Annotated in this window: 12 protein-coding genes; 3 read left to right on the top strand and 9 right to left on the bottom strand. The window is 56.1% G+C overall.

Annotated elements, in window-relative coordinates; translation table 11 throughout:
• The 7 genes from dusA to ACFOOP_RS12345 form a co-directional block, all read right to left on the bottom strand.
• Positions 1-981 carry a tRNA dihydrouridine(20/20a) synthase DusA gene (gene dusA, locus ACFOOP_RS12375; RefSeq protein ID WP_379881266.1) on the bottom strand — a complete coding sequence of 327 codons (981 nt, stop codon included), beginning with the start codon at positions 979-981 and terminating at the stop codon, positions 1-3.
• 128 nt (positions 982-1,109) lie between these two features.
• The gene (locus ACFOOP_RS12370; RefSeq protein WP_379881265.1) at positions 1,110-4,301 is read right to left on the bottom strand and encodes an amidohydrolase family protein; all 3,192 of its coding nucleotides are present in this window, start codon (positions 4,299-4,301) and stop codon (positions 1,110-1,112) included.
• Between the two features lie 106 nt (positions 4,302-4,407).
• Positions 4,408-5,820 carry an alanine/glycine:cation symporter family protein gene (locus ACFOOP_RS12365; protein ID WP_379881264.1) on the bottom strand — a complete coding sequence of 471 codons (1,413 nt, stop codon included), beginning with the start codon at positions 5,818-5,820 and terminating at the stop codon, positions 4,408-4,410.
• Between the two features lie 15 nt (positions 5,821-5,835).
• On the bottom strand, positions 5,836-6,882 hold the full coding sequence (locus ACFOOP_RS12360) for a histone deacetylase family protein (RefSeq protein ID WP_379881263.1): 1,047 nt from the start codon (positions 6,880-6,882) through the stop codon (positions 5,836-5,838).
• Between the two features lie 77 nt (positions 6,883-6,959).
• Positions 6,960-9,167 (bottom strand): TonB-dependent receptor, encoded by a 2,208-nt coding sequence (locus tag ACFOOP_RS12355; protein WP_379881262.1) that lies wholly within the window; start codon positions 9,165-9,167, stop codon positions 6,960-6,962.
• Positions 9,168-9,273: 106 nt separating this feature from the next.
• Positions 9,274-9,858 (bottom strand): FMN-binding negative transcriptional regulator, encoded by a 585-nt coding sequence (locus ACFOOP_RS12350; protein ID WP_379881261.1) that lies wholly within the window; start codon positions 9,856-9,858, stop codon positions 9,274-9,276.
• 13 nt (positions 9,859-9,871) lie between these two features.
• Positions 9,872-10,828 carry an alpha/beta hydrolase gene (locus ACFOOP_RS12345; RefSeq protein WP_379881260.1) on the bottom strand — a complete coding sequence of 319 codons (957 nt, stop codon included), beginning with the start codon at positions 10,826-10,828 and terminating at the stop codon, positions 9,872-9,874.
• A gap of 200 nt (positions 10,829-11,028) precedes the next feature.
• Here ACFOOP_RS12345 and ACFOOP_RS12340 point away from each other — a divergent pair, with 200 nt between their 5' ends.
• Positions 11,029-11,802, top strand: coding sequence for an AraC family transcriptional regulator (locus ACFOOP_RS12340; RefSeq protein ID WP_379881259.1), 774 nt, complete (start codon positions 11,029-11,031; stop codon positions 11,800-11,802).
• Positions 11,803-11,820: 18 nt separating this feature from the next.
• On the opposite strand, the gene ACFOOP_RS12335 is transcribed toward ACFOOP_RS12340, so the two are convergent.
• Together ACFOOP_RS12335 and ACFOOP_RS12330 are read right to left on the bottom strand one after the other, a co-directional pair.
• Positions 11,821-13,026 carry a PepSY-associated TM helix domain-containing protein gene (locus ACFOOP_RS12335; RefSeq protein WP_379881258.1) on the bottom strand — a complete coding sequence of 402 codons (1,206 nt, stop codon included), beginning with the start codon at positions 13,024-13,026 and terminating at the stop codon, positions 11,821-11,823.
• 60 nt (positions 13,027-13,086) lie between these two features.
• Complete coding sequence (locus ACFOOP_RS12330; RefSeq protein ID WP_379881257.1) at positions 13,087-15,261, bottom strand: TonB-dependent siderophore receptor; 2,175 nt, start codon at positions 15,259-15,261, stop codon at positions 13,087-13,089.
• A gap of 371 nt (positions 15,262-15,632) precedes the next feature.
• On the opposite strand from ACFOOP_RS12330, the gene ACFOOP_RS12325 reads away from it, so the two are divergent.
• On the top strand, positions 15,633-16,421 hold the full coding sequence (locus ACFOOP_RS12325; RefSeq protein ID WP_379881256.1) for an AraC family transcriptional regulator: 789 nt from the start codon (positions 15,633-15,635) through the stop codon (positions 16,419-16,421).
• A gap of 326 nt (positions 16,422-16,747) precedes the next feature.
• On the top strand, positions 16,748-18,304 hold the full coding sequence (locus tag ACFOOP_RS12320; RefSeq protein ID WP_379881255.1) for an amidohydrolase family protein: 1,557 nt from the start codon (positions 16,748-16,750) through the stop codon (positions 18,302-18,304).
• Positions 18,305-18,338: the final 34 nt, after the last annotated feature.

Below are 18,338 nucleotides of genomic sequence, written 5' to 3'. Positions count from 1 at the left end.
TCAGGCAGGCTCACGGGCGCGCATGGCGTCAAGCGCTTCATCAAGAACGGTTGCGCGCGCCGCGCTCGCATTCTCTGAGAGGAACCGCCGCCACGCCCTCGCCCCCGGCGCGCCGTGATACAGCCCGAGCATGTGGCGGGTGATGGAATGGGGCCGCACGCCAGCCTCAAAAGCGCCCTTCACATATTCTGACATCGCCCGCACCACATCCTCACGCGACAAGGCAGGCGCCATCATGCCGAACATCGCCTCATCGACCTCCGCAAGAATGTAAGGCGAGCCATAAGCAGCGCGGCCGAGCATGACGCCGTCAAAATCAACAACAAGACTGGCGGCATCCTGCACAGTTTCAATGCCTCCATTCAAAACGATCGTCAGGTCCGGCCGCTCACGTTTCAGGCGCCGGACAAGATCGTAATCCAGCGGCGGAATGGTGCGATTTTCCTTTGGCGACAACCCCTGGAGCCACGCCTTGCGGGCATGAACGATGAATACATCGCAGCCTGACGCGGAAATCTTCTCAACGAAACCGAACAGGCTTTCTTCCGGGTCCTGATCGTCAACGCCAATGCGGCACTTAACTGTAACCGGGATCTCAACGGCACTTCTCATCGCCGCCACACAATCCGCCACAAGGTCGGGCGTCTTCATCAGGCAGGCGCCAAAAGCGCCGGACTGAACCCGATCCGACGGACAGCCCACATTCAAATTGATTTCATCGTAGCCGAAAGCCTCACCAAGGCGCGCCGCCTCAGCGAGCTTTTCAGGCTCGGAACCGCCAAGCTGTAGCGCGATCGGATGCTCGCTTTGATCGAAACCGAGGAGATAGTCGCGATCCCCATGGACCGCCGCCTCTGCGGTGATCATCTCCGTATAAAGCCGCGCGCGCGCCGACATCAGCCGGTGGAAATAACGGCAATGGCGGTCTGTGCCGTCCATCAACGGTGCAACGCAGAATCGATATGGCTGGTTTTGAGACATATTTCAGAAGATGTACAAGCGTAACACGATCCTGTGCATAGCGCGCACCAGGCGATATGTCTCCATCCCACTTCAAGGAAAGCACAACTTCGCTATCGGCGTACCGGAATCGCCCGCCAGAGCCCTGATCAGCCGTCAGTTAAGGCCGATGACGCCACAGGGCCTTCATCCTGAAACCAGCTTTTTCCAAGCGGCCGCTGACGCGGCCAGACTTCATCAAGGGTCTCGGCGTCGTAAAGCCGTCCATTCTTCATGACGAATTCGAGCGACATCGTATTGCGAATGTCTTCAAGCGGATTTTCGTCAAGAATTAACAAATCGGCGAATTTTCCGGGCTCCAGACTGCCGATCTCCAGCGCGCGCCCGATCACCTCACTTGATCCTATGGTCGCAGCCTTCAACACTTCATGAGGCGTGGCGCCGCCGGCGGCCAGGGCCTGCATCTCCCAGTGATAGCCAAGCCCTTGCATGTTTCCGTGACTGCCGACCCCGACCAGACCGCCTGCCCGCAATATCTTCAAAGCGTCCGCGGCGAACAAAGGGTAGGTTTGATCTTCCGGCGGGCGCCAGTGAATATTTCTCAGCTTATCGGTAATGATATGTTCCGGCATGAAGCGCCGCAACTTGTCATCGAAATGGTCGTAATCGCTGATCACCATCTCGTCCCATGCGGGCGGGCCGCCATAGCCCACAAGCAATGTCGGCGTGTAGGCAATCCGGCTTTTGGCGTAAAGCTCAACGACATCGCCATAGAGCGGCGTCACCGGCAAGGTGTGTTCATCACCTGAGAACCCATCAATCGCGTGCGTGAGGTTCAGCCATAAATCACTGGCCCCTTCCGTCGTCGGCATCATGCCGAGCTCGGCGGCCGCCTCTATCATATGCTGTCGCTGTTCACGCCCGCCGACCATATAGGATTTGATATTTCGGGTGCGGTAATAATCGCGATAACGCGTCAAGACATCTATGGCATTCTCTTTTGTGTCCATGCGGCTGTTCACAAAAACGCCCGGCCCTGTTGAGTAAGCGCGGGGACCGATCATCAGCCCGGCGTCAATCATGTCCTGATAGGCGAACACATCCACCGTGAAGGGCTGCACGTCGAGGCCCGATGTGACCCCGTAAGCGAGATTGACCAGAAAATTCCAGTGTCCCGGTTCCTGCAGCTTGCGCCTGACCTCAACCCAATGGGCGTGAGTGTCGACAAAGCCCGGCAGAATATATTTCCCCCTAACATTGCGGATGGTCACGTCTTTCGGAACGTCCAGCTTGCCGCGCTTTCCTATGGCGGCGACGCGATTCTCCACTACAAGGATATCGGCGTTCCTGATCACCTCGTCATCCTTCATGGTGATCGCCGTCGCGCCGCGCAACAGAATAGCGCCGTCAGGCTTGTCTCGCGGCAACTCCAGGTAAATTGCAACCGACTTGGCCTTATCTTCCGCCTCACCTGGCTTCAATGAGGCAATAGCGTTGACAGCAATCTCCCGATATGTCGCGCCGATCGTCCAGAAAACTTTTTTGCCGTCCGCAGACCAGCCGAAAAAGTCGGCGCCAATATCGGTGAGTTTCTTTACGATTAAATTCGGCTTTGTCAGGTCAATGGTCGGCGCTTCGCCCGCTCCTGGCGGCGGCAACAGCACCAGATAAAGCTGTGAGCCCGTCTTCACTAACGCCTGATCCCCGTGAGGATTAAGTTTGAGATCATCGACCGTCGCAGGCTGGTCTGCGAAATACTGATTCCAGTTCGGTACGATGACCTTGGCGCGGGTCTTCATATCCTTTCCGTCGAGCCGAACCGACTTGGCGCCCTCCGGCGTATAATAACGGACGCGCGTCCCATCAGGACTGACTTGCGGCAGGCGCGCGCCAAAAGCATGCACAATGAGAGAAGCCTCACCGCCCCCAGCAGGGAGGCGAATAATATCCGTCGGTCGTTCCGGCGAGATCTCATATATTTTGCGCAGGCGCTCATAATGATTGGCGCGCATAGCGACGATCAGATCGCCCTTCGGTGAGAACACAGGGTCAGAATAAAAAGCTGCACTTTGCGTCAAACGCTGCGGCGCGCCGCCTTCCGCCGCAACAGACCAGACATGACCTTTCTCATTGGCGGACCAGGTGACATAGGCGATGCGGCTTCCGTCTGGCGACCATGAGGGTTGAAACGCAAAGGTCTCTGGAGCGCTGATATTTCGTGGATGCGCGCCCTCCTTCAGTTCCTGTAGGTAGATGGCGCCAAGTGCGGAAAAAACGATCGATTCACCGTCGGGAGACAGTTTGGTTTCCTCGATGACGCGGACTCGCACCGGACCGGCGTCATCCTTTTGTGGAACGCGCGTGATGGGGCCAAGCCCCAACTCAACATGCGCAGAAAACGGAATGCCGCTTACAGCCCCGCTCTCGATAGAAATCCGATGAAACTTTCCATCCTTGTTGAAGACGATATTCCGGTCATCAGGAGTAAAGGCGAAGCGCGGAAAAAGGTCGGCATAATAACCGCCAACCTGGCCGTCATGGCCGACCGGAAAAGCAAGCGAGCGGTCTTCACCGGTTTCAAGATCGCGCAAGCGCAGACCCGTCTGTTCGCCATAGCGGCTTGCATAGGCAAGGAACCGTCCGTCATGGGACAAGGCCGGTTTCATGCCCCCGCCGCCGACCGCAGCAACGATCAAATCCTCAACGCCGGTTTTCAAATCGCGGCGCGCAATCGCCCAATTGGGCGGGTCTTCATCGGTCCATGTGGAGCCATGTTTGGTTGCATAATAGATGTAATGCCCGTCTGGCGAAGCAATGGCGCCGAGCGCATTGTGGCGCGCATCGAATGTTTCATGCCCCGATGGTTTGGCGTTGGTGATACGCTCTCCCTCGCCGCCATTGACGCTGAACTTGTAGAGTTCAAACGCCAGAACGTAGTGCACGGCTCGCGAAACAAAAACCGCCTCGCCATCGGCGCTCCATGTGGGAGAAGTGAACAGGGTCACGCCCTTGTCGTGAGATAATTGCTTCAGGCCGCTTCCATCGACATTGGCGATCCAGAGGTTTGAGCTGCCAGACCGGTCACTGATAAAAGCGAATTGTTTTCCGTCCGGCGAAAATACCGGATGCGTTTCAAAGGCCGGCCCTTGCAACACGGGACGCGCTTTTCCGCCATCGATATTAAGCGCATAAATGTCGCCGAGAAGGTCGAACAGGATTGTCCCGCCATCCGGTGAAACGTCAAGCGCCACCCATGTGCCTTCATCAACCTCAAAATCGAGAGTGCGCGCCATCGCAAGCGGTAAGGCGGTCTTATCCGCCTGCGGCTGAAGGCTGAGCACGTGTGAAGATGTAAAAGCGATAGCGACCGTGAACGCGATCAAGCGACAAAACAAGTAAGAAGAGGTCCTCTTGAATTTGAACACTATAAGCCACATGCGCATGTATTTAGTCCTCATTTCGTTCAATTTCTTTATTGCGTCGCGCTTCTTGAAGATAGGCGCCGGCGTCGCGCGCGATTTCGTTGGAGAAAATATAAAGACCGATAATGTTTGGCGCCGCCAGCAGGAAAAACAGGCTGTCAATAATATTCACGGCGGTTGAAACATCGATCAGCGCGCCGAGCGGCAAAGACCCGCAAAAGAACAGCATATAGAGCCGCGATAAGGTTCGCGAACTCCCGGCGAGATATTTCCATGCCTGCAAAGCGTAATATCCGGTCGCGATGATGGTCGAAAAAGCGAACAGAAAAACGGCCACCGCCAACAAATAAGGAAACCATACTGATACAGTCTCGAACGCGGCCGACGTCATGGCGATGTCATTGAGGCCAAGGCGCCAGGCGCCGGACGTGACGATCGCCAGCGCGGTCGCGGTGCAAATGACGACCGTGTCAATGAATGGCTCTAACAGGGCGACGAATCCTTCTGACGCAGGCGATCTCGTTTTCGCAATTGCGTGTGCGATCGCCGACGATCCGATGCCCGCCTCACTGGAATAAACCGCCCGCCGCATGCCGGCGACAAAGGCGCCGAGAACGCCGCCCTGAACGGAGGACGGATTCATCGCTTCACTGAAGATAAGCTCAAGCGCGCCGGGAATTTCCCGCACATTCAGCGCGAGGATCATCAAAACGCCAATGACATAAAGGCCGCCCATGAAGGGAACGAGCGCCGTCGTGACCCGCGCTATCGATTTAACGCCGCCGATCAGCACCATCCCCGCGGCGAAGGCGACGATCAGACCATAAGCAAACGCCGTCCATTTCGTCTCGCCGAACCCCATGATGACGTTCAACTGAGCGTAGGACTGGTTGATCTGAATGATCTGGATGAATGCAAAGATCGCAAAGCCCGCATAAATCCCGCCAAGCACCTTGCCGATGCGTGGTCTGCCTCTGGACGCAAAGGCATTCCGCAATGTCCACATGGGCCCGCCGGTATATCGCCCGTCCGCGGTCTGCTGGCGATATTTAACCGCAAGCGTCACCTCGGCGAATTTCAGGCTCATGGCGAAGAAGCCGATGACGAACATCCAGAACGCGGCGCCTGGCCCGCCAATGGAAATGGCGATGGCGACGCCGGCGATATTGCCGAGACCGACGGTGCCAGACAGGGCCGTCGCAAGCGCCGCCTGTTGCGAAATCTCGCCGGGCGCCGATGGGTCCGCCCTCCGACCGCGCAGAATATCCACAGCGGCGCCAAAGCCGCGCACATTCAGAAAACCCAGTCTGAAGGTGAAAAACACCATGGCGACGGCAAGCCATAGAACGATGAGCTGAATGTCGACGCCGCCGAGGCGAACCGATGAAAAAACCACCTGCACCAGACTGGTGGAAAATTGTTCTATGGCGTCGAGCATCCGCGGTTCCCGGCTTTACGGGGTTGAGTGAGCGGCACCGAGAAATCCATTAAGGACGCTCACAACATTGCCGCCTACGTCATTGATCGCATATCCGCCTTCAAAGACAAACAGCGTTTGCCGCTGGAGGGCTGCAATCGCCGCTCCCATGCGCGCAAAATCATCACGCGTCAGCAAAAATCCGGACAGCGGGTCTCCGGCGCTTGTATCGACGCCCAAAGAGACAATGAGCGCATCCGGCGCATAGTCTCCGATGCGATTCAAGGCATGGCTCAGCGCTTCCCCATAGGAAGGCCACGCCGCGCCGCGTGACAAGGGAATATTGAGATTAAACCCCTCCCCCTTGCCGGCGCCGGTCTCGTCCGCATAGCCCAGAAAATAGGGGAAATCCGTATCCGGGTCGGCATGCACCGAGACATAAAACACGTCGTCACGGTCATAAAATATCTGCTGCGTGCCGTTGCCGTGGTGATAGTCCACATCAAGGATCGCTATTCTCAAGGCGCCCTCATTGCGGAGATACTGGGCCGCAATGCCGGCATTGTTCAGATAGCAATAGCCGCCAAAATATCCTCGCCCCGCATGATGCCCGGGCGGACGGCAAAGGCTGAACGCCATATTGGCGCCTCGCGAAAGCTCCTGCGCGCCGGATAGCGCCGTCTCAGCGGAGCGGCGCGCCGAGATCCAGCTATGTTTGGTTATGGCCGTCGAAATCTCGAAGGAATAGTGGGAAATCTTGCCGACAATTGTGTTTGGAATCTTCTCGCCGCGCATATCGTGGACCGGCCACACCATAGGAAAAGCGTCGCCGGTGCGTCCTTCCGCGATCCATTCTCCAAAAGCGCTTTGAAGAAAACCGATGTAATCGGCGTCATGAATGTCGAGCAGATGCGATACTGGAAATTCGGCCGCATCTCTGGCGGCTCCTGGGAAAGCAGCCTCCAGCGCAGAAAATAGCATTTCGGCGCGCTTGCCGCTTTCATACGGCGCCGTCAGCTCACCGCGATTGAACTCAACGCTCTGGTCATGCAGCAACTGCTCTCTGGCGAAGAATGCTTTCATGTTGAACGCTCGCATGCTCCGCAAAAGTCAGGCGCTGCCCGAGGCTGCCGGAAATCCGGCAACCTCGCAATATCAGCTTACTGGTAATTCCAGCGAATAAGGGCGCCGATAGTGCGCGGCCGTGTCACCGAGCCCGCAAAAGAAAACGGCGCATTCAAGATGCCATATTCGTCAAAGAGGTTTTTGGCGTACACACCCAATTCAATCTGATCGGTAACTTCGATAGAGGCGTTCAGATCGACAATGTGATAACCGCCTTTTTGCAGTGTGGCGCCAAAAGCGACAGGCGCTTCCGTCAGATAGCGATGGGCGATGCTGAAACGCGGCTTAAGCGCCATATCGTCGAAATGGAATTCGAGATTATTGGCAAGCACCCAGTCCGATGCGCCCGGAAGTTGCGTCCCTTCCGCATATCCGCCGCCCGGCGCAAAACTGTCGGGTAGCAGTGTGGAAAGCTCCGCATCCGTATAGGACACACTCGAGGAGAAAGAGACATAATCCGTCGGATTGAGAACCAGACTCAACTCAACCCCGTTAATATCCGCCCCGCCGCCATTGATAGTGTAGGCGTTGAAATCGATGGGCGTGAACAAACGCGCCTGAATATTGCTCCAGTCGATATGATAGGCGGCAAGATCCACAATGACGGCGCCATCGGCAAGATCAATACGCGTGCCGATTTCAAAGTTCCGTGTTGCGTCGCTTTCAAAGGACAATGGCAAGCCCGGCGTCGCCGCCGAATAAACATTCACGCCGCCAATCCGGTAGCCTTCGGAATACAGCCCGTAAATCATGAAATTGTCTGTCGGTTCATAGCTGAGCGACACTTTCGGGATAAAATCCGATTCCTTGCTGGGGCTTGGCTGGAAATCAAATGGCGGAACAAGATCGGCGTTCGGCAAGAACTGAAGACGCGGTTCGGACGTGTATTCAAAAACCCGTCCGCCCACGGTCAGGGTCAGCACATCGGCGAATGTGTAAGACGCCTCACCAAACAGCGCGATTTCTCTTACCTGACTATCGCTAACGGTGCGTTGTGTGAGATCATCCGGCGCGATCAGGCTGCTTGGTTGTCCGCCGAACATGCCGGGATTAGCATCGATATAAGCGCCAATGCCTTCAATAAACACAGCGCCGGTGCTGTCCGCATTCATCTTTGTGTAGTTGGCGCCGACAAACCATGAAAACGGGCCGTCGCCGACCGACGCCAGCCGCAGTTCTCCGTAGTAGGTCTTCGACTCACCGAAGGACGACGAAAGCTGCGGCGTGCCGGTCCGCGGATCATCGCCGCCGAAAAAGATCGAATCGTCAAAGGCGAGGTCGCTGCTTTTCTCAACATAACTGCCAAGAGCTGTGAACGCGGCAAAGCCGAGATCCTGTTCCAGCTTCACGCTATGCAGCATGAAATCAGTGTCCTGAAACTCAGGCACGTTGGTTGCGCGATCGTAAGTCGGAACTTGCGGATCGGCTCCGAAGATCACATAGGTCTGATCGTCAAGATTATATTCCTGATACATGCTCAACGTAGACAAAGTCGTCGTGTCGGTTGGCGTGAAAACGATAGAGCCGCGAATGCCGCGAACCCGCAGATCGTTACTGCCTTCAATTCCGGCCTGCGGGTTGTCGAGATAGCCGGCGTCGAAACGCTGCAAGGCGACAACGCGCACGGCGAGTTTGTCTTCGATCAGCGGCGCATTGATCATGCCCTTGACGGCGTATCCCGGCTCGCCGGAACGGCGCGTCGTCGAAATATTGCCTTCAAATCCAGCGTCAAATCCGCTGGCGTCTGCTTCATTCACAACATAGTTGATCGCGCCGCCGAGCGATGACGATCCGAACAATGTGCCCTGCGGGCCGCGCAGCACTTCAACCCGTTGCAGATCGAAGGCGTCAACATCTGGAATGGCGAGGGGAAAGCCAGGCTCAATCAGCGGGATTTCGTTGAGATAATAGCCGGTAGTCGCTTGATTGGCCTCGTGATAGGTCGTCGAGGCGACCCCGCGAATAACCACTTCAGACACGCCTGGCTGATAGTCGTTGAACACAACGCCCGGCACGCGCGTGATATAGTCGGAAAGACTTTGAGCGTTGATATCTTTCAGGCTCTCTTCCGTCACGGCGCTGACAGATCCGGCGATGTCGCGCAGGTCGGTGTTGCGCTTGGTCGCTGTCACGATGATCACGTCGTCGCCTTCTGCGGCATAGGCGCCGCCAGACGCGCATGTCAGCGCTGCGACAGATCCGGCAAGCAACAAGAAACCTTTTCTTGCGGTAAAATCAGACATATACCCCTCCGCTTTTTAGCGATTTAAGTTGTGTATGCTAAAAGGCGTCATGAGCAGGCGCTTCTTATCAAGGGTCATTGATTAACGCGGATGGGCCACACCTTGGTTAATCAGCAGGGCGGAACCGTTTCATCCATGATGAGAGGTCCGGATCGCTCAAGCAGTCGACGATTTCACCAAAGGCCGTCTGGCTTTCATCCTGTCCCAGCTTAAATCTGGCGTGAATGTTCGATATGCGCGCGCGAAATCCAACCACACGCGCTCGTAACAGGTCGTAACGGTCGCCCAGCATGGATACTGACCATGGCGACGCCCGCCCCTGCTCCATCTGCTCAACCAGCGCACCCAGCGCTTCATCCGTCAGCTTCTCGTCAATGGTGACATCGCCATCGATCTGAAGGGCGGCGTAATTCCAGGTCGGCGCCCAGTCTTTATTGCTCACCAGCTCCGGCGAAATGTAACCATGAGGACCGAGAAACAGAAAACGTGCGCGCCCATCGCTTTTGAACGCCACGGCAAGCGGGTGCGCTTTGGGAACATGGCCCAAAAGCGAGACCGGCGCGCCCGTCGCATCGCATTCGACAAGCATTGGGAGCAGCACGGGAAAAACACCCTGATCCTGCGGCAGAACCCAGGCCAGCGGATGCTCCCGGATCAACCGGATAATGTCTTGGTCAAGAATTGTCTCCATAGACCAGCCGACGCTACATCGTCTTTTTGAGCCACGCGGCGGCGTCATCGAACGCCTTTTCCGCTATGGAAGAAATACTCACAGCTTCAAGGAAGCTGTGGGTCGCGCCCGCATAGACATGTTCCTCCACATCAACGCCGGCTTTGCGCAACAGCGCCGCCATTTCGCAATTTTCGTCACGCAGAATGTCGCACTCAGCGATACACATGAAAGTTGGGGGCAACCCCGCGCCGTCGAGGCGCAGCGGGCGTGCATAGACACACCCTTCCGGGCTTTCACCACCCAGGTAATCACGCCAGAACGCAGCCATTTCGGCGCGTGTCAGCATGTAATTGTCGCCATCATAATGCATATGAGACGGGCGCTCTTGCGTATCAAACGCGCCGTAATTGAGGAGAAGCCCGTCAGGCGTTCGCCTTCCTTCATCGCGCAAGCGCATCGCGGTCGCAATGGCGAGATTGGCGCCGGCGGAGTCGCCTCCGAGAATGATGGAGGGCGCCTCAACACTCGCGCCCAAACCGCCGCCTGCGATCCATTCATAAGCGGAACAAATATCATCGAGCGCACGCGGATAGATTTCTTCGGGAGAGAGAGCGTAATCGACGCCTACAACAACAACGCCGGAACGGTGCGCATATTCGCGCATCAGCCGGTCATGCGTGTCAAGCGAGAACATGACCCAGCCGCCGCCATGCATATACAGAAGGATCTTGCCAGGCTTGACGTTATGAGGCGTGTAAATCCGTAATCCAACGCCGGAAGGCGTCTTTGTTTCCTCTACCCCGGCCATTGCCGGTCCGCCTGCGCGCCATGGCGCCCTTACCTGTTCGGCGATGTGACGACGAGCGACAGCGCCGCCGTCAAACCCGACGGAATTTCGCGCATAGTCGCTGTTCATAATCCGGTGAAATTCACGAATGGCGGGATCGACATCGTTAATCTCGGCCGAGCCAGTCTCTATTGACGTCATCCCGCCCCCATTTTCGTCTGTGGGAATACCAGCCTGAAACCTCTCATGAAACGATGGTCGCTAAAGCGCCTTAGGTGACGGGACAAAAGCATGCTGGTTCGGGCAAAACCATGAAAAACCATGCTGTGATATTGACTTGGCGGTCGACAGCTACCTAGCATTTTATAAATAATCAGCTCGAAATCGTCGCAATCAGGCCAATGAAGCATTATCAGGACATAGACGATCCGGCGCGTCAGGTCATTGGTCTGGCGGACGAATACGCCACCGGCTTCACCGACCCTTTTCACAGTCACAAAAGAGCCCAGCTGCTCTACGCATCCAGCGGCATCATGTCGGTCGAAGCTGCATCCGCGAGCTTTGTCGTGCCGCCTCAACGCGCCTTGTGGATTCCCCGCGGCGTCGTGCATCAGGTTTCCTGCCGCGGCGGCGTCTCACTGCGAACGCTGTATTTTATGGAAAGCGACAACACGCCATCGGGAGAATGCAAAATACTCGAGGTCTCGGATTTTCTACGCGCCCTCATTTTGGAAGTGGTGAAGTTTGATCCGGCAAACAGCAACCAAGAGCGTGAGAGCGCCATCATCAAATTGCTATCCAACGAGATCAACGACATGCCCGCCGCTCCCTATCACGTCCCGATGCCAACAGACAAAAGGCTCGCGGCGGTTTGCCGGGAGCTTTTGAAAAACCCCACTGACAAACGCAATCTGGACGAATGGGCCGCCTTCGCCGGTTTCGGCCGCCGCACCTTCACGAGGCTCTTTCGCACAGAAACCGGCATGGGACTCGCTACCTGGCGCCAGCAGGCGCGCCTTCTCGAAGCTCTCTCGCTGCTTTCATCGGGACAGTCCGTAACCACTGTCGCCTATGCGGTCGGATATGACAGCCCCAGCGCTTTTACGGCCATGTTCCACAGATCATTCGGGGTTCCGCCGAGCCAGTATCGCTTCACCGAGACCCACACGGACTAATCGCATGTCGCATTTCAGTTATGCGCCGGTCGCGGCTTTCTGAGGCGCCGATTGACGGGCGGCCTTTTTCTGCGCGATTCTCGGCCCGCGCTTCCTCCACCACACGTAAAGTCCACTAACGCACATTTCCGTCGTTGCAAGGCCCAGCAAAAAGATGATTGCAACGCCAAACCAACCGGCGATTTCACCGCTATGCAACGGATATAGGGATCGGCTCAACTTTCGGCCTGCACTATCGCGATAGGGATTGTCTTCATAGACAAACTCGCCCGTGCGCCCCTTCATCCAGTAAAAGATCGGCCCCAGGCCGCTGTAATTTTCATAGCCATTGCGCGTATAGAGCACGCCTACAAGATCGCGCTCAGGATCGGTGAGCATCTTCGTCGGTTTCCATGCGGGTCTCTCCGCCGTAACCCAAAGGGTTCCCTTTTCAAGCGCGCCTGCGAAATCAATCGGATCAAGATTAGGCGCTGTCTGTGGCGCGGGCGCATCCCAGGGTGACGGCTTGGCCGGCGACACGGCCTGAACGGCTGGCGTGAACGCTTCGAAGAAAAAGTTCATGGCGACGGATGTAAACGCGAGCACAGTCACACCAATAAGAACCCAAAGCCCCGATGCGCGATGAAGATCAAGCAGGAAACGCGCCGGCGGCCCGCGGAAACTGATGGTCCAGAATTTTTTCCAGTTCGCCCAGAATGGTCCGCGTTTTGGAAACGTCAGATAAAAACCGATAAGATTACCGGCGAACCAGCCCAGCGCTGCGACGCCCATGATCCACCGGCCCCAATTGCCGCCAAGCAGCGTGTAGTGAAAGAAAAGCATGCCTTCGACAATATGCCGACGCCCCCAGCCGGGGCCGCCCTCCCGGCCGCCAATGACTTCACCCGTAACGCCGTCAAGAAAAATATTCTCATACTCAATTGTGGCGCCCGGCTTCGGCTCAACCTGCACAAGGATATTGCGCCCTTTCCTGACCTTTAATGGAAATGAGTGGATAAACAGATCGGGATGCTCAGTCTGAAACGCTTCGACGGCGGCAATCGGCGAGATCTGTTCGCCGCTGTTCTTCGTTTTGAAAAGGTCGGCGTTAAGCGCTGCATCCAGCGGCTTTGCAAAACAGAGGATACAGCCTGTGACAGCGGCGATAGCCAGAAAGACAAGCGTCACAAGCCCCATATAGCGATGAAGCCAAAGCCAGATATTTGTCTGCGGCTTTCTCGCCATAGGATCATTTCCGCGAATTAGGCGGGCGTCAGGCGCCTGCTAGGGATTAGAATTTCGACGTTAGAATTTCAGAGTCACCGTGCCGATGATCTGCCGGCTTTGGCCGTAAATGCAGTTTGTCGGCGACGAACACCGTCCGACATATTTTTTGTCGAGAAGATTGGAGGCGTTCACTGCAACCCGCCAGCGCGGCAGGTCATAGTGAATAATCGCATCAACCAGTGTTGTCGGTTCGGAATAAATCACCACTGGGTTGAAGGCGCCAACAAGACTGCCGGCGCTGGAGCTTAAATGGCGCACACCAATCCCGGCGCCAAGCCCGCCAAGCAGACCGCGCTGAAGCGTGTAATCGACAAGCGCCGCCGCCTTGTGTTTTGGCGTGGTTGGCAAGGGATCGCCTAGATCGCCATTCGCGCTCTCAATCACTTCCGTATCCGTATAGCTGTAGGATGCGTTGATGGTGAGCTGATCGCGAATGCGCGCCGTCACCTCCGCTTCCGCGCCCTGGGCTTCGACTTCGCCAATCTGCGTTCCGAAAACAGGCGTGAGCCCGTTCTGGGTTGCAACCAGGTTTTTCTGACGAATGTTGAAATAAGCGGCGGTCGCAAAGATTTTGACATCGTCATTAAGCGTGCGTCCGTCATATTTAACGCCGCCCTCAATCTGACGGGCCGTTGACGGCTCGAAAGGCGTGAGCGTCAGCGAGTCAGTGCCGAGCACCGGCTCGAACGCCGTCGAATAACTCACATAAGGCGCGATCCCGTTCTCGAAAACGTAATTGAGACCGACCCGATAGGTGAATTTTTCCTGTTTCGTTGTCGCATCCGCCGCGCGGTCATGCAGATTGACCCAGTCATGCCGGCCGCCAAGCGTCAGCGCCAGACCGCCATAGGAAATCTGGTCCTGAATATAAACGCCGGTCTGTTTCACGCGCTGATCGTTGAAGGTCGAACTCAGCGCCGGCGTGACAAACGGCGTCATGCCGTAAACAGGGTCGAACAAATCGATCGAATTGGCGACGCCAAAACCGAAAGTCGCGTCATTGGCAAGGTTTCGGTAGTCGACGCCGACAATGATGTTGTGTTCAAGATCACCAGTCGCCGCTTTGATAGCGACACGGCTGTCAACGGTAAGACCGCTTACCTTTTCCGCAAAAGGAAAACTGAAACGGTTCACTGTGCGATAATCATCAGGCACGCCGTTAAAGTCGCCATCTAGAAGACCGGCGCCGTAGATCACCTGTTGATATTCATCGTAATCGCTCCAGCGGAAATTCTGTTCAAAGCTCACTGTCTCGCTGAATTCATGGACGAGATTGTAGCCAATTGCATATTGATCGCGCTCGTAGCGGTTGTAATCTGGCTCACCCAGATTGGTCGAAATCGGCACAACGCCCAGCGGATTGTCAAAACGCGTCCCCTCGGACGGCAAGAAACCGTTGGTGTCGCCATTGACCTCATCACGCTGATAATAGCCGAGGCCTGTAAAGGTCGTCGACGGGCCGATTTCCCAGGTGAATGTGGGCGCCACATAGATCCGTTCAGCGTCAACGAAATTCACCTGCGATTCACGATTGCGGTACATTCCGGTCAGTCTTGCGGAAAGCCCGTCGGCGAGCGGTCCGGTGATTGTTCCCGCGCCCTGGAAGAAATCATTCGTGCCATATTTGAAGCTGACTTCGCCGCCAAACTCGTCGGCGGCGCGGCGGCTGCGCAAATTATAAATGCCGCCCGGGGGCACGTTGCCATATAGAACCGATGACGGGCCTTTCAGAATGTCGACGGATTCAAACCCATAAATATCTGCGCCGACATTGAAGATGGTCGTTGTTATCGGCGCCTGTAGCCCGTCGATATATTGCTTTGGCGTAAAGCCGCGCACGGTAAGAAAATCAAAACGGAGATCAGGCCCGTAATTCTCGCCGACAATGCCGGAGGAATACCGAATCGCTTCCTGCACATCGACAACCGCGAGATAATCGATCTGGTCGCGGGTGACGACCGACACCGATTGCGGCGTCTCGATCAGTGGGATGTCCGCCTTGTTGGCGGACTCACTGCCGAACGGCACATAATTCGGGGCGGTGACAATAATGACATCGACGCCGTCGACATTTTCCCTGAGGGTCTCCAGCGACCCTTCAGAAGCCGCGCCGCCGCCCTCTTGCGCCTGCGCTGACGCCAGCGCTGACAAAGCCACCCCGCAAACAAAGAAACCTTTTAATTTCAATACCATAATTACCCCTCCGCTGGGCGCGCTTAAAACAGGATGTGACTTTATTGCAAATGCTTCGCATTTTCAATGCAATCATCAGAAGAACATCGCTGTCTCATGACGCATTCGAACCTGACGATTCTGTATGAAGCTTAAAGGCGACGCCCCCTGTTTCACTTTCCCGCGCGGGTCGAAAACCATCGCAATCAGGTCATAGCGTGTATTTTCAAAATCTGCGGCTCAACAGCAACGCAACAGAAAATTGCGCGCGTAGAGCCGACGGCGCTTCGAAGGCGCATTTTCATCACTATACCAACATTGTCGGGTTTATGATGATAACTCAGCCCCCGGCCCTATTGACCAATACAACTGGCTGTTAGCATCATTGTTCAATGCTGGATTTTAGCTCAACCGTCTTCGGTGTGGATCGCCGGGAATATTTGCCCATAGCGTGCCGGCCTGTGCATGCCTATGAGGACAAGTTCCCCCTTGGCTATGTATATCCCGAGCACACCCATGACCGGGCGCAGCTTTCATTCTCTTTGAGCGGCGTCATGTCGGTGATGACCGAAGATGCAAACTTCATCTTGCCCCCCGGCCGCGCGATCTGGATTCCCGCGAACACAAGCCATCAGGTTGCTTCACGCAGCGCCATGCACTTTCAGATCGTTTATATTGATCCCGGTATCGGTGAACAGCCCGAGAGTTGCCGGGTTTTTGATGTATCCCCGCTGGTGCGTGGACTCATTCACGAAATCATCGGTTTCGATTTGAACTACGATATGCAGGAGCGCGAGGGGCGAATTGTCCGTCTCCTGCTTGAAGAAGTCTCGCGGGTTCCGGCATTATCCGTACGCGTTACACTTCCTCAGGACACGCGATTACGTCAGGTTTGCGATGCAATCCTGGCGAACCCGTCTGATGACCGGGAGATTTCTGACTGGTCGGAAATCGCCGGCATGAGCCGCAGAAGTTTTACGCGCCACTTCAAGCAGGAAACCGGCATGGGGCTTGCCGCATGGCGCCAACAGGTTCGCCTGATGGAAGCGGCTGCGCGTTTGTCAGAAGGCGAAACGGTGACAAGCGTCGCTCTTACCGTCGGCTATGACAGTTTAAGCGCCTTCACCTTCGCTTTTCAGCGCGCCTTCGGCATGTCGCCGAGCGTGTTTCGCGCAAAATAAAGCAGATTTCGAAAACCTGACATTTGCACTTTGAGCGCTAGCGCCGCACGGTTTCGCGGCGAGAGCCGCAACGCCGTTCCCCAAGATGGGTCGCCGCAACGGTTGTCATGGGTTGGTTCCTTTGCCACTCACTGCATCCGATATTTTGGATGCTATAATTCTAAAATTGGCTGTTATCTTTGTATTGGATGCCTTATAGTCATTGCCATAATGCGCCGAAAACCAGAAAGCCGTAAGATTTACAGCAGGTTATGGGGCACACAGATCGTCGACGCCGCGCAGCCGCTGAATAGCGCGTCTTAGTGGCAACCCATGGAGAACACCCGATGAGAAAATTTTTTACGGTTAGCCTCGCGCTTGCCGCAATGGCGGGCCTTACGCCCGTCACTAGCGCGAAAGACGCAAATTTTGACCTCGTCATTCTCAATGGCCGCGTTATCGATCCGGAAACCGGCCTCGACGCGCCCCGCAATGTTGGCGTCCGCGATGGAAAAATCGCCGCTGTAACAAAAAAGAGAATTAACGGCGCCCGCAATATCGACGCCGATGGATTAGTCGTTGCGCCGGGATTTATTGATCTCCACGCTCACGGACAATCGATTCCCGCCGGCAGGGTGCAGGCGCTGGACGGCGTAACAACAGCGCTGGAGCTTGAAGCTGGGGTCCTGCCGATCTCTGACTTCTATGACGCCGCCGCAAAGGAAGGGCGCGCCATCAATTACGGCGCCTCTGTCGGCTGGGCGCATGCGCGCATTTCCGCGTTTGTCGGCGAAGAACCAAGATCCGACATCTACTGGTTCGAGCAGCATATGAGCGACCCTGAGTGGCAATATGAACTGGCGAACAGCGAACAGTTGGACGCTATCATGGCGCAAGTCCAAAAAGGTCTGGACGAAGGCGGTCTCGGTATTGGCGTTCTGTTGGGATACGCGCCGAGCTCCGGCAGGAAAGAATATTACGCCTTGCATGAGCTTGCCGCCAGGAAAGGCGTGCCGACATTCACCCATGCCCGGTTTTTATCGAACGCCGAACCTGACAGCTCCTTCGAAGGGTATGAGGAGATGATTGCGGTTTCGGCGTCCACCGGCGCGCATATGCATATATGCCACCTCAACAGCATCAGCTTGCGCGACATCGAAATTATCCGTCCCATGATCGAAAACGCCCAGGCCAATGGTGTCAACATCACTGTTGAGGCTTATCCCTATGGCGCCGGCGCCACATCCATTGGCGCGGCGATGTTCCGCGGAGATAACTGGCAGGCGCGCATGGGCGACATCAAGAAATCAGACTTCACCGTTGATGGAACGCCGCTCTCGGATGCTGAATTCGACCGGCTTCAGGCCGAGGCGCCGGGAACCAGCATCGTTGTCCATTTCATTCATCCCGAGGAACGGCCTGAAGATGCAAAACTGCTTTCGCAGTCCGTGCTTTTCCCTGGGGGCGCTATTGCTTCGGACGGCGGCGATTGGGCGCTCAACGGAGAAATGGTTGCGGCAGACGCATGGCCGCTCCCGGCCGAAGCAGAATCCCACCCGCGCAGCGCCGGCACCTTTTCAAAATTCCTGCGTGTTTATGTGCGCGAGACCCAGTCGATCGGCCTTTCTGATGCGATCGCAAAAATGAGCCTCATCCCGGCCCAGATCCTTGAAGATTCGGTCCCGCAAATGCGTGGCAAGGGGCGACTGCAAGAAGGCGCCGACGCAGACATCATTGTGTTTGATCCGGCCACGGTCAGCGACCGCGCAACCTTCGCAGAGCCTGCGCAAACATCGCAAGGTTTCGCCTATGTGATAGTCGGCGGCACGCCGCTGGTGAGTGACGGTATTCTGGACACGACAGTCCTGCCCGGCAAACCCATTCGTAGAACCGTGAAACAGTAGGCATTTCATATCAGAACAGAGTGCGGCCGCCTTG

It is taken from the genome of Hyphococcus aureus (assembly GCF_042643165.1).
Lineage (GTDB): Bacteria > Pseudomonadota > Alphaproteobacteria > Caulobacterales > Parvularculaceae > Hyphococcus > Hyphococcus aureus.
Note: the sequence above shows the minus strand (reverse complement) of the source record. Positions and strands in the feature narration are given on the sequence as shown.